This window comes from Flavobacterium sp. HBTb2-11-1 (genome assembly GCF_009826975.1).
Lineage (GTDB): Bacteria > Bacteroidota > Bacteroidia > Flavobacteriales > Flavobacteriaceae > Flavobacterium.
Genome location: NZ_WUMO01000012.1, coordinates 14,847 through 27,881 on the forward strand (window position 1 = coordinate 14,847; position 13,035 = coordinate 27,881).

15 protein-coding genes are annotated in these 13,035 nt (G+C 32.8%); 3 read left to right on the forward strand and 12 right to left on the reverse strand.

The window, feature by feature from the left end; all coding sequences use genetic code 11:
• Window positions 1-10 precede the first annotated feature (10 nt).
• From GR162_RS20475 to GR162_RS20485, 3 genes are all read right to left on the reverse strand, one after another.
• On the reverse strand, window positions 11-1,780 hold the full coding sequence (locus tag GR162_RS20475; protein WP_160783645.1) for a glycoside hydrolase family 9 protein: 1,770 nt from the start codon (window positions 1,778-1,780) through the stop codon (window positions 11-13).
• 182 nt (window positions 1,781-1,962) lie between these two features.
• On the reverse strand, window positions 1,963-2,166 hold the full coding sequence (locus GR162_RS20480) for a hypothetical protein (protein WP_160783646.1): 204 nt from the start codon (window positions 2,164-2,166) through the stop codon (window positions 1,963-1,965).
• A 34-nt stretch (window positions 2,167-2,200) separates the two neighbouring features.
• Window positions 2,201-2,476, reverse strand: coding sequence for a hypothetical protein (locus GR162_RS20485; protein WP_008468781.1), 276 nt, complete (start codon window positions 2,474-2,476; stop codon window positions 2,201-2,203).
• 122 nt (window positions 2,477-2,598) lie between these two features.
• Between GR162_RS20485 and GR162_RS20490 the strand changes: the two genes are divergently transcribed.
• Window positions 2,599-2,922 (forward strand): helix-turn-helix domain-containing protein, encoded by a 324-nt coding sequence (locus GR162_RS20490; RefSeq protein ID WP_119792011.1) that lies wholly within the window; start codon window positions 2,599-2,601, stop codon window positions 2,920-2,922.
• 170 nt (window positions 2,923-3,092) lie between these two features.
• Entirely contained in the window at window positions 3,093-4,196 is a 1,104-nt protein-coding gene (locus GR162_RS20495) for a fatty acid desaturase (RefSeq protein ID WP_008468785.1), read from the forward strand.
• Window positions 4,197-4,255: 59 nt separating this feature from the next.
• Here the strand turns inward: GR162_RS20495 and GR162_RS20500 are convergent, their stop codons facing one another.
• Complete coding sequence (locus tag GR162_RS20500) at window positions 4,256-4,777, reverse strand: hypothetical protein (protein ID WP_160783647.1); 522 nt, start codon at window positions 4,775-4,777, stop codon at window positions 4,256-4,258.
• A gap of 206 nt (window positions 4,778-4,983) precedes the next feature.
• Between GR162_RS20500 and GR162_RS20505 the strand changes: the two genes are divergently transcribed.
• Complete coding sequence (locus GR162_RS20505) at window positions 4,984-5,631, forward strand: M15 family metallopeptidase (RefSeq protein WP_119792009.1); 648 nt, start codon at window positions 4,984-4,986, stop codon at window positions 5,629-5,631.
• Window positions 5,632-5,634: 3 nt separating this feature from the next.
• On the opposite strand, the gene GR162_RS20510 is transcribed toward GR162_RS20505, so the two are convergent.
• The 8 genes from GR162_RS20510 to tsaD all read right to left on the reverse strand — a co-directional run bounded on the left by GR162_RS20510 (window position 5,635) and on the right by tsaD (window position 12,866).
• Window positions 5,635-6,201 (reverse strand): hypothetical protein, encoded by a 567-nt coding sequence (locus GR162_RS20510; protein WP_008468792.1) that lies wholly within the window; start codon window positions 6,199-6,201, stop codon window positions 5,635-5,637.
• 4 nt (window positions 6,202-6,205) lie between these two features.
• Window positions 6,206-7,387: a class I SAM-dependent methyltransferase gene (locus tag GR162_RS20515; RefSeq protein WP_160783648.1), complete on the reverse strand. Its 1,182-nt coding sequence runs from the start codon at window positions 7,385-7,387 to the stop codon at window positions 6,206-6,208.
• A 2-nt stretch (window positions 7,388-7,389) separates the two neighbouring features.
• Window positions 7,390-8,481, reverse strand: coding sequence for an AI-2E family transporter (locus tag GR162_RS20520; protein ID WP_160783649.1), 1,092 nt, complete (start codon window positions 8,479-8,481; stop codon window positions 7,390-7,392).
• Window positions 8,482-8,587: 106 nt separating this feature from the next.
• Window positions 8,588-9,550, reverse strand: coding sequence for a zinc metalloprotease (locus GR162_RS20525; protein WP_160783650.1), 963 nt, complete (start codon window positions 9,548-9,550; stop codon window positions 8,588-8,590).
• Between the two features lie 283 nt (window positions 9,551-9,833).
• The gene (locus tag GR162_RS20530; protein ID WP_160783651.1) at window positions 9,834-10,331 is read right to left on the reverse strand and encodes a TrmH family RNA methyltransferase; all 498 of its coding nucleotides are present in this window, start codon (window positions 10,329-10,331) and stop codon (window positions 9,834-9,836) included.
• 10 nt (window positions 10,332-10,341) lie between these two features.
• Window positions 10,342-10,980: a DUF4159 domain-containing protein gene (locus GR162_RS20535; protein WP_160783652.1), complete on the reverse strand. Its 639-nt coding sequence runs from the start codon at window positions 10,978-10,980 to the stop codon at window positions 10,342-10,344.
• Between the two features lie 146 nt (window positions 10,981-11,126).
• A complete protein-coding gene (locus GR162_RS20540) occupies window positions 11,127-11,840 on the reverse strand; it encodes a 16S rRNA (uracil(1498)-N(3))-methyltransferase (protein WP_160783653.1) in 714 nt (237 codons plus the stop codon).
• Between the two features lie 3 nt (window positions 11,841-11,843).
• Entirely contained in the window at window positions 11,844-12,866 is a 1,023-nt protein-coding gene (gene tsaD, locus GR162_RS20545) for a tRNA (adenosine(37)-N6)-threonylcarbamoyltransferase complex transferase subunit TsaD (RefSeq protein ID WP_160783654.1), read from the reverse strand.
• Window positions 12,867-13,035 lie beyond the last annotated feature (169 nt).

The following is a 13,035-nucleotide window of genomic DNA, read 5'->3' on the forward strand; positions in this document are numbered from 1 at the left end:
TCGAATTAATTTAGGGTTCAACCATTGCAGTTATCGCTTGTAAAAACCACGCAGAATGCGGAATCCATTGTTCGGTCCAGCGCCATTCATTTCCTTTGTCTTCTGTCTTAAAATCAATTCCGGAGCCATCTCCGTTTCCATCTTTACCCGTAATTCCGTTAGAAATACCACCTTTTTCAGATCCATGTCCGTAATTAGAATGCATGTAAGGAACATTATTCTCGCCAAATTTGTACAAAAAGCACATAGAATACGGATTGCAGCCTAAAATCCATGATAGCTGCTGCGACGCATACAAATCGAGCAACTTTTTTGTGCTGTTGTTTTTTTGAAGCGAAATGCTTTTTCCGCCTTCTATTGCTGCTGTTGCCAACGAAGCCAATCGTGCATTTTCGCCTTGCCACCACCAGCCGGTTTCATTATCATGTGGAATAAAAAATCCGTCTTGGATTTTATCATTAAATAAAAAACTTTGCCTAGCGTAACCAAACGGATTAGTGACGTTGTTTGTAACGGCTAAATTGTATTCCAAAGCTTTTCTGATGACATTTTCTGCAGCAGCTTTTTCTTTATGATCAGATTCTTTCTTTAGATATCTTGTTAATGCGACAACAGGCAAACCAGCGTCGGCTGCATGCCAAAACGGACGATTTGCATCGTTGCTTGCAAACCAACCTTTATCCGTTATTCTATTTTCAAGTTTATGAGCCCATTTTCTGGCTTCATCTTTATAAAAATTATCATTGGTGGCAATCCATAACTCCGTAGAAGCCATCAAAGCACAATAATCATCTATGATATTTTCTTTTCCGTCGTCATCATATTTTGTGTTATGGATTAAAAGGTGTGCATAAGCTCTTTTCGCTCCGTCTAGATATTGTTTTGAAGTGAAATCACCGTTTTTATTCCATTTTGAAATTCTGGCAAGTGACGCTATTGCCATTCCGGCACCTTCGCGAAAAGCAGATTGATATTCGTCAGTAGTAACGCTATTGGCTTTTAATCCTACGATTCTTCTTGCTGCAGGGTTTTTGTCAAAATAGCTGAAAACTATCATATAAAAATAATCTTCATCTGAAAGACAGCGCATCATATAATCGGCACCCCAAATGGCTTCGTTATCGAGAGAATCTTTTATTTTCCAATGTACGAGCTTTTTTGAAATGCTTTCGGATGTGTTTATAAGTGACCAAGTTACCAAAGGGGTCTGCTGTGGCGATACAAAATTAGCGTAGGCTAAATGCGAAAAATACTTGCTCACATCTCCAGACGCATCGCACCATCCGCCGTGAACGTCTACCTTTTTTGTGCTTCCAAACAATAACATATTTTTGTCAGCTTCGAGTTCTTCAGGAGTATTGGCTCTTTGTTTATTGTAATACTGTACAATAGAAGAAATGGTTCGTTTTGCCAATATGTCTTCTTCAATTGAGAAACGGGCTGAAGTATAAATTTGATCTGCAATTTTGAATGCTACTTTGTAGTTCCCTGGTTTTTGAAAAGAAGAAAAGTCGGCTTTATAATAAAAATTACCCAGTTTCCAGTCGTCGACACTTTCTGCCTTTCCAATTTTAGAGGTGAAAACCGTTTTTCCAGAATCAGCATCTATAATGTCAAAAGTTGAATTCAAAAGATTGCTTTGATGTTCAATAATAGCAATTTTTGGACTTTTTGGATCAAAGCCAACTTGATTTACATGGATGATAGTTTTGCTATAAGCTGAAATAGAAATAAACAAAACGATCAGAACACATCTTAGTTGTTTCCAGAGTTTTAGCATGGTTTTAGTTTTTAGGTAGAAGTGGCAAATTACAAAAAAGAGAAAATTTTTCTACGCTAAATAGTTTTGCAATAAAAGCAGGAAATATAGGATGTGAGCACGTTTTATTAGGAGTTTATGCCTTAATTTAAAAATTTATGATGTGTATTTGATGTGATTTTTATGAAATGATTAGGACTTTTTTAATTCATTATCCTTTTCACATTTTCCATTTGATTAAAGCATCTAGAATGAATTTCAAGACCTTCTATATACTGTTCGAGGCTCATTCCGTATAAATTTGGAATGTTTTCTAAATTGTTTTCGTTTGAGGACGAGATCTTAAATTGGTTTTGAAAAGATTCGGAATGGTTATTTTCTTTTTGGTTGTTATGATGAGTTGTCATAAATGGCTTTGGTTGAAATGGTTGTAGTATGTTTTTAAGATTGCGAGGTTAAAAGTTTTATTTTTTCTATTGCAAGTTTATTCTCGTTTGCAACTTCTACTAATGCAAGCAAAATGTCGTTTCTGAGTATGGTTTTATTTCTGACGTTTCGAATTAATGATTTACTTGGAGCAGGCTGCCCTTTTTTTACGATACAAGCAATTGTAAGATCCACATACGTAACGGGTAAATGCTTATCTATAAATTCATAAGCTTTTTTATTGTGAGAATTATCTTCTTTAAAATTGCTATTATTGATTAATTTTGACATATATTTGCTAATAATTATTTGTATGTATTTTATTACGTGTAAATGTAAGAATAATATTATATTATTTATTCTTTTTTATGTTAAAAAATATATTATAGCTATATTTTGTTTGAATTTTAATAATGATGTATCACGAGAAACTAAGTAAATTCTTTAAGGATAAAGGATTAAAGCAAAAGGAAGTAGGAGCAATTTTAGGATTTAGCCCTGCAATGATTGGAAGATATTTGCACGGAACAGCTAGTATAGGTTCTGAATTTATTATTAGCTTAAGTAAAAATTTTCCAGATGTGGATTTGAATGATCTTTTTGCCGATGAGCAAAATAAGGTTAATGAAGTTGGGCCAGTGTACGAGAAGCAGAATATCTTGAATGACTTACAAGAAATTGAAGGTCGTATTCATAATATTCGCCTTCGTCTGGCAGACAAAAAGTTTGAGGAATGATAGAATGTTTTCCAAAAAGTATCTAACAATTTAAAATGTCACAGTATTAATTAAACCGCTCTTTTTGAGTGGTTTTTTTGTTTAAAATACTCCTTTTTTATTTAAATCTACGCTTACAGTTTAAGTTTTTTTTTACTAAATTTGATTAACAATTTCTAGCAGTAACCAATATGGAAAAATTAAAACGACCGGTTTATGTTAAACCAGGAGCAGATGATTTTTTTAAAAAGATGCGTTTAGAAGTGAATGAAACGGTCTTAAAAAACTCGTCTTTGTATGTATTAAACGTTGTGAAGTCTTTAGGGCTTCTGGCAGTATTTTTTTTGTTCTACGCCTGTATTTTAATTTTCGGAAACCAGACACCTTTTTTATTTCTTTTTTACATTTTGTCTGGAATTACAATGATCGTTTTGTTTATAAATGCTTTTCATGATGCTGCACATGGAGCTTTGTTTAAAAAGCCAAAGCATAATGAATGGTTTTTATATGTTTTAGAACTCTTCGGGAGTAATCACTGGCTTTGGATGCGACGCCATATAAGTCTGCATCATGCGTATCCAAACGTACCAGATTGGGACGTAGATATCAAACAGAGCGATATTATTAGAATATTTCCAAATAGTCCGCTGTTTAATTATCATAAGTATCAGCACATTTATATGTGGTTTATTTATCCTTTTTACAGCCTCAATTGGCTTTATATTAGAGATTTTAAAGATTTCTTTGGCACAAAGGATAATTATGTAAAAAAAGTAGTAGATAAAATTCCGAGACAAGAAGTGTATAGACTGTTTGCTGCTAAGATCATCAATCTTGTTTATTTGCTTTTTATCCCGATGATGTTGTTAAGTCAGCCTTGGTATATGGTGCTTTTTGCGTGGCTGTCAATGCATTTATGTGGTAGTGCGCTTGGCGTAGTGGCATTGGTTTCAACTCACGTTGACGAAGATGCTCATTTTCCGCATGCGGATGAAGACGGAAATCTTTCCGATACTTGGGTAATGCACCAAATGATTGTGACTAAAGATTTTAGTACAGAAAGCAAATTGGCTAATTTTCTTTATGGCGGGTTTACACACCATGTAGCGCATCATCTTTTTCCTGCAGTTGGACATACCTATTATCCTTATATTACGCCAATTATAAGACGTTATGCAGAGGAATACGGTCTGCCTTACACTTCGTATCCGTTTTATCACGCAGTTCGTTCCCATTTTAGAATGCTCAAAGACAAAGGTGTAAAAGAGAATATTTTAGTTACGGGAGAAATATAGTTTTCAAAATATTTAATAAAAAAAAAGCGGTTTTTAAGCCGCTTTTTTTATGATCGTAATTATTTTTTAATTTCTGTATTCTCTTTTTTGATATTTAGATCTTTCAAGAAGTTACCTTTTATTGCAATCTCAAAATTATCTTCTTTAAAAATGGTCAATTTTGATTCTGAAAATTTATAGACGTTGATTTTATTGTTTTTAACATCAATGTATAAATCATAAGAATAAGTGCCACAATCGTGCTGCTTACAACCCCAAGCATGGAGTATATTATCTTGTTTTTCAAAAGGGGTTTCCGTATTCCATTTTTTTACCATTTGATCGTAATCAGATCCTAACAATTTTTTTAATCTCGATGCCAAACTGCTTTTAGTTAAAAACTGTGTTCCAACGACACTTTTATCTACTAAATTATATAAAGTATCGTTCGGATTTATAGTAGTGCTGTCTGTCTTTAAAGCCTCAGTTTTTATAGAAGTGGAATCTGTTGTAGGAACTTCTTTTGCAATGTCTTTTTTGCATGAAAACAAGATTAAACTGCTAGCAATAACTATTGAAATGTATTTGGTTCTATAATTCATAATATAACTGATTTTAGAATGAATAATTTAGTTGCAAAGTTGTAATGGTTTAATTTTCATAAAGATATTAAATATAATGTTTGTTTTGAAAGTAATGTATGACGGGTTTTGAATTGAAAAAAATAAACTTAAAAATTTAAGATATTATCATAAGAACCAATTTTTAAGATTTTTTGTTTAACTTCAATTTTTAAAATTGTCTTACAATGAATCATACTTTCAAAATTTTAGTCTTTTTTCTTTTAGGAATAGGTTTTTTACAAGCTCAGAATGAAGTTTACATTTCTCCTGCAGAAGTTAAGATTTCTGATACTGCGTTTGTAAATCTAAGAGATTATAGCAACGATTTTGTTTATGATATGAAATATGCCACAGATGATAATTTCTTAAAAACTAAAGTTTATGATTGCGCTGAATGCATGCTTCGTTTAAAAACTGTAAAAGCCTTAATTGCGGCCAATAAGGATTTTTTGAAGAAAGGCTACAGAATCAAATTATATGATTGTTATAGGCCTTTAGATATTCAGAAAAAAATGTGGGAGATTGTATCGGATCCTATTTATGTGGCAGATCCAAAAAAAGGCTCCATTCATAACAGAGGAGGAGCCGTAGACATTTCTTTAGTAGATATAACAGGAAAAGAAGTCGATATGGGAACTTCTTTTGATTTTTTTGGAATTATGGCGAGTCATAATTTTAAACAGCTTTCAAAAGAAATTCTTTCTAATAGAGCTTATTTAAAAAAGACCATGATTAAAAATGGTTTCAACTCTTTTGATTCTGAGTGGTGGCATTATAATTTAAAAACAGGTTTAAAAGATAGTGTTTCCAATCAGAAATGGAAATGCGATTAAAAATTACTCGACGCACCTGATATTGTCCATAAAATAAGTATTCGGATTAGTCACTTTTCCAGTTAGTTCCGAGGTAAGTTCTCGTTTTACGATATAATCTTCGGTATTCGTAAGATATTTAATTCGCATTATTGAAATTGGAGATTTTTTCAACTCTTCATAATTGTCTTTCATAAACATAAAAATCCCAGTATTGATTCGGTTGTCAAAACCTTTGTCATCACGAACAAGTGTGCCACAGTTTTCTTGATTAATGTGCATGAGAGTTACAATTTTTCCGTTTTCTAATTGCAAGAATATTTTCGAGTTTTTATCAAAACAATTTGCCTTAATAAAATCTTTGCTTTTTTGGATAGATTGAAGGTTTAATGTAGGCAGACCATCAGTTTGTGCTAAAGAGAAGAAAATATAATTAAAGCTTCCGCCAAAATATTTTTCACTCATTAAATATTCATTGGTTACTTTATAAGATCCGATAGAATCATTTACATTGACACTATATTCACAAGGTTTTTGGGCAAATGCGGTAAAGGTTAGTAAGAAAAGAGTTAGTGTAATTAATTGTTTCATTGCGTTAGATTATTTTGGTGCAAATTAAAACTATTTTGTTATCTTTTACATCTGTTGTAAAAAAACAATACAAATTACCGCCATTTTTTATTTTCCACTTTTTTCGGATGTTTTCAACCGTTTCAGGAAAATTGCGAGTAGTGATATTAGCCTGAGTGTTGGCTAATTCATTTTTCATTTCAGTTTTATTGTACGGAATGACCTTTTGAACCTCAAATTTTCTTCCCGGAAAATCAATTAGATTTTCTGAAGTATATAAATGCGAATGTTTGTGTAGTTTATTGATATTAAAAATTGCGCTGACTTCGTCAAAACCGCCCGATTTCATGATTGCGGCATTGGGTTCGTAGAGATATTGCTGAGGCAAACCATAAGAAAACGATATTGTTTCTTTGCCTAAAACAAACTCAAAAGTTTCTGTTTTTTCTTTTAAAATGTTGGCAGTTTTTAAAGTTATTTCGCCAAAATATCCTTTGTGAATTTCAAAGAGCAGTTCTTTAACTTCGTTTTCTAGAGCAATGATGTGAATGTTCTTTACATTTTTTAATTCTGATAATCCGGCAGAAATATCCAGTAAAGGCGCAGTCTTGATTAAAATAGAATCTGATTTTTCGAAATAAAAATCAAGCAGTTCAGGAACATTTGGCAAACAGTCTTTCAGCATGAAAACTTTACCTTTGCTGTCGTTTCTTCGTGAAGGATCAATATAAATCCAGTCAAACTTTTGATTGGTTTCTTCTAATAAATGAATTGAATCGCCAGCATGAAATAGGCAATTTTCAACTTGCAGCTGTTTAAAATTGTGCGATACGATTTCGGATAATTCTTCATTTATTTCACAATGTATAAGCGACTTAAATTTCTTCAAAAAATAATAATCGTCAACACCAAAACCGCCAGTTAAATCAATAAGAGATTCTCCAGCTATTAAAGAAGCTTTGTAAGCTGCAGTTTTTTCTGAAGAAGTCTGTTCTACAGAAATCTTGCTTGGATAAATGATGTTTTTAGAATCAAACCAAGTCGGAAGTTTTTCCTTAGCTTTTGTTCGGGCCTCAATTTGATTTAAAATTAAAATCCAATCCACTTCTGGGAATGGATTTTTCTGCAACGCCAATTTTGTTATATCTGCACCCGTATTTTGAATTATAAATTCTTGAATTTCTGGATGCAAAATAGAAGTATTCAATGCTAAATTTTTTCGGTTAATACAGACACAACTTTATTGTCAGGAAAAAATTCTTTTAAAATTACTTTTATCATGGTAAAGGCTGGTATTGCGATAATCATACCTACAATTCCAAACGTAATACCGCTGATTAAAATGACTAAGAATATTTCTAACGGATGCGAATTTACGCTTTTTGACGAAATTATCGGTTGGCTAATATTGTTGTCAATTGCCTGTACCAATAAAAAGCCAATAACGACGTAAATGGTTGTTGGAAGAATTTCTGATTGAAAATCTTGACCAATCATACTTATCATTGTTAAAATTGCTGCTAAAGTCGTTCCGATAATTGGTCCTAAATAAGGAATTATGTTTAGGATTGCACATAAGAAGGCAATTACAAAAGCATTTTTATTTCCGAAGATTAGCAATACGACAAGATAAAGAATAAATACAACAATTAATTGTAGCAAGAGACCAATAAAATATCGGGTTAATAAGTGATTAATTTTTGTGATTGAATTCAAAATTTTATCTTCATTTGAATCAGGAAGGATTCTTCTTGCCTGATCTTTAAAAATTTCCTGATCTTTAATGAAAAAGAAAGTAATAAAAAATACAGATACCAATCCCATTCCCATATCGGCCATAAAATTGATAATCGAATTTATAAAACCAGTGAAGTAGCTGAAATCTAAGAATGATGTAAGCTTAGAATCTTTTATAATTTTATTTAAGTCAATATGCTGAATATTAAAGTATTCTTCAAGATGGGTTTCTGTTTCCATAAATTTAGTCTGAAGATGCGCTGTATCTAGAAGGGCTAGATTATTTGCTTGAGAAATAATTAAAGGAACAAACAACAAAATAAAGCCCACAATCAGAAAAATAAAAAAGATAATTGTCGTTGTAGCCGCCAATGAATTGCTGAATTTTAATTTGTTCTTTAAAAACAAGACCATCGGATTGGCTATTAGGCACAATAGTAACGAAATGCATAAATAAACAATAACTGTCTGAATCTCATATAAAAAATATAAAACGATGCCAATTAGTACGATTGTTGCTAAAGCTCTTAATATTCCGTTTGAAATAGTTTTTGATGTGATCATGCTTAAAATTTAGACTATAAATATAGGAAAAAGCATTCTAAAATTTAGAGGTAAACAAAAAAAGCGAGATGAATACATCTCGCCTTTAATTAAGTTCTTTTTTATATTATGGTTGTGCAAAAGAAGCTCTAGCACCTCCAGTTGTAAAAATAGCAGCAATTCTATTTTTTTGACCTGTTGAGAACATGTACATAGCTTCATCATCTACATAATCCATATAGTTCATTGTCATTTCTACAGGTGTACCAGAGCAAGTGCTATAGTGTGGGTAAACAGGTACTCCGTAGTTTGCTGTGTTATGAGTAGGAGTATCTGCAACAAGATCGCTTCCGCAAGTTGCATCTCCCCAAATGTGGCGTAAGTTCATCCAGTGACCCACTTCGTGTGTAGCTGTTCTTCCTAAGTTATATGGAGCGTTTGCAGAACCAGATAATCCGAAGTATTTAGGGTCAATTACCACTCCGTCAGTTGCAGAAGAACCACCAGGGAATTGTGCATAACCTAAAATTCCACCGCCAATAACACATGACCACATGTTTAATTTTGTCGTTGGAGAAGTAGGAGCAATTCCGCCTTGATTTGTTTTTTTCATTGCATCTCTTGTTCCCCAAGAAGTTTTAGTAGTAGATTTTCTGATAATCTGATCTAATACAAATGTAATTCCGACGTTTGCTTTTACACCTGAAAATAATGCTGGCACATCATTGTAATCTGAGTTTAAAGCATTAAAATCTTTGTTTAAAACGTCAATTTGAGATTGGATTTGTGCATCCGAAATATTTTCAGCTGAAGTTCTGTATAGAACATTCACTACAACTGGAATTTCGATTTTACCATTTACCAAACGGCCAGTAAAATTTGAACCTGCGTGTTGTGCAGTAAAAGTTTCGATCTCATTCATTCTAATTGCCAATGTTGGATCAGCTTTCAATTGAGCTTCTAAAACTTCTTGTGTTGCACAGCTTCTTCTTGAAGCAACGCTCACATCTGCATTAGCAGAATCAGAGTGTTCATTTTGACAAGCAAACAGCAGTAATGCTGCAAATGTGGTAATAATAACTTTTTTCATAATAAATTGGGTTTTTTGTTATAAAAATGTTGATTAGTTGAATAATGCGGCAATTTTATAACAAAATACCTTTTTCGCAAAATATTAGAAAAGAAATTTTGTGAGAAATTTTATGATCCCTTACAAACAGGGATTCCTACAAAAAATGGAGCTAAAAAATTATGCAGTATTTTCTTTCTTTGTGATTTTAAAAATGTATTTTATCGTCATTATCTGTTATTTAACGATAATTTTAATTTTAAATTTCTGTTAAAATTCAAAGAAGCTTTTCAGAATTCTATTTTTACAAAGAAGTAATTTCGTAAAGCGCTATGCTAGCAGCCTGCACCACATTCATGCTGCTGTTTTTGCCAAACATATTAATATGCACAATTTGGTGAGAGATTTTTAGAAGTTCTTCTGAGATTCCGTTGATTTCACTTCCAATCAAAAGGGCAATTTTTTTGTCGAAGGGAATCATAACTTCTTTTAAAGGTTTGCTGTTTGAAGTAATTTCTAAGGCAATAATTTCAAAACTATGATCAGTCAAATAGGAGTGAAGCTCGTCGAAATTTTCAATTACAGAATGAGGCACATGAAGATGCGTGCTACGAGAAGTCTTATTGATTTTACGAGGTGTAAGCGGAATATCTTTTCCGAAAAAGACAATATTTTCAACTCCGAAAGCCTCAGAAATTCGGAACAAAGAACCAATATTCTGCTGAAAGTAAATATGATCGCATATCAAAGTTATGGGAAACGTTTTTCGTTCAAATTGATTTTCTTCGTGAGTCAGCTGCACTTTCTAGAATTTAATTGGTAAAAATATAATTAATGATGTTGGCTCCCATTTTAAGGGCTTTGTCTCTTACGTTTGCAGGATCGTTATGGACTTCGGCATCTTCCCATCCATCTCCCAAATCACATTCGTAAGTATAGAGTAAAACCAGTTTATTGTCGATAAAAATTCCAAATGCCTGAGGACGTGTTCCGTCATGCTCGTGAATTTTTGGCAATCCGTTTGGAAAAGGAAAAGGTTTCTGAAAAATTGGATGATTTGCTGGAAGTTCTACTAAATTATTATTTGGAAATATCTTTTTGATTTCTTTTCGAATAAACTGATCCATTCCGTAGTTATCATCGATATGCAGAAAACCTCCAGCCGTTAGATAATTTCTCAAATTGGTTACATCACTATCGCTAAAAACAACATTTCCGTGCCCCGTCATATGCACAAACGGATACGAAAACAAATCTGGATTGCTTGGTTCTACTGTCGAAGGTTTGCTTTTGATGCGTGTGTTAATATTGGCATTGCAAAAACTGATCAAGTTAGGCAAAGAAGTTGGGTTTGCATACCAATCGCCGCCGCCGCTGTATTTAAGCAAAGCAATTTCTTGTGAAAAAGAAGAGATTGAAAAAAGTAATAATAAGTAAAATATTTTTTTCATATAATTTTTTAATTATAAGGCTTTATCGTACTATTTGTCATTTCGACGAAGGAGAAATCTCCACAAGTAGCTCGCCAAAGATTGGTGATTTTCTGTGCGGAGTTACTAACGAAGATTTCTCCTTCGTCGAAATGACAAGATTGTGTTTAATTAGGAACTTCATTAAAAAAAACAACACTATGACAAGCCACAACAGCAGCTGTTTCTGTTCTCAAGCGCGTGTTTCCTAAAGTTACAGGTTTGTAATTGTTTTCTAATGCCAAAGCAATTTCTTTTTCAGAAAAATCACCTTCTGGACCAATTAAAATCGTAACATCTTGATTTGGTTTTAAAACTTCTTTTAGTGACTTTTTATCTGTTTCTTCACAATGTGCAATTAATTGAAGGCCATTTTGCTGTTGTTTAATGAATTCTTTAAACGAAATAGCTTCATTCAATTTTGGAAGAAACGTTTCGTTGCATTGTTTCATTGCCGAAAGAATGATTTTTTCAAAACGATCACGATTAATTACTTTTCGTTCAGAACGATCACAGAAGATCGGAGTTATTTCCTGAATTCCAATTTCGGTAGCTTTTTCCAGAAACCATTCAAAGCGATCATTCATTTTAGTTGGCGCAACAGCCAAATGCAAGTGAAATTTTGGTTTCTCGGCATTTTTTATCGAAAGAACTTCAACCATACATTTATTGTCTGAAGCCAATGTAATTTGCGTTTCAAACAATAATCCTGAGCCATTTGTAACGTGCAGAATATCTCCGTCTTTTTTTCTAAGAACTTTTATAATATGACGGCTTTCTTCTTTATCAAAAGAAAAACTTTGAGTTGTCTCGTCTATATTTGGATTAAAAAATAACTGCATGATTTAAAATTCGATTCTGGCTTTAGAAACCACAGCAGAAGTTTCAAAACGATTAGATAAGTATTTTTGGTATCCTACAATTCCAATCATTGCAGCATTATCTGTTGTATATTCAAATTTCGGAATAAAAGTTTTCCAGCCATATTTGCCTTCCGCTTCCTTCAAGGTATTTCTGATTCCTGAATTAGCTGAAACCCCACCGCCAATAGCGATTTGTGTGATTCCAGTTTCTTTTACAGCCAATTTAATTTTATCCATCAGAATTTCGATAATGGTATGCTGAATAGAAGCGCAAATATCATTTAGGTTTTCTTCAATAAAATTTGGATTCTGCTGTTTGTTCTTTTGAATGAAATATAAAATAGCAGTTTTTAACCCAGAGAAACTAAAATCTAATCCTGGAACTTTTGGTTTGGTAAAAGGAAATGCTTTCGGATTTCCTTCTTTAGCATATTTATCGATCAAAGGCCCCCCAGGATAAGGAAGTCCAAGAATTTTGGCGCTTTTATCAAATGCCTCACCCACTGCATCATCGGTAGTTTCTCCGATAATTTCCATATTAAAAAAGCTATTCACTTTTACAATCTGAGTATGTCCTCCGCTAATGGTTAAAGCTAAAAATGGGAACTCAGGTTTATCGTAGCCTTCTTCGTCAATAAAATGAGCCAATATATGAGCATGCATATGATTTACAGCAATTAACGGAATATTTAAGGCCAATGATAATGATTTGCTAAACGAAGTCCCTACCAATAAAGAGCCCATTAATCCTGGCCCTTGTGTAAATGCGATTGCGCTTAACTGTTCTTTTTGTACATTTGCTTTACGAAGTGCAGCATCTATAACTGGGACAATATTCTGCTGGTGCGCGCGTGAGGCCAATTCGGGAACAACACCTCCGTATTGATTATGAATTAATTGATTGGCTACAACATTTGACAATACTTTGTCGTTATGTAAAACCGCGGCAGCAGTATCATCGCATGAACTTTCGATGGCTAGAATAAAAACCTCTGGATTTTGCATATAAAGGCACAAATTTTGAATTATATTTGACAAATCAAATGAATTTATCTCTTTGATTTAAGCAGTGCCCCAAAATTAAAGAATTTTTATCAAAAACAGCCGTTCTTTGTCTGTTCAAAATAAATTTAAAAGAAAACTAAAATTAAAGAAGCTATCAAAAAAGTAAAGA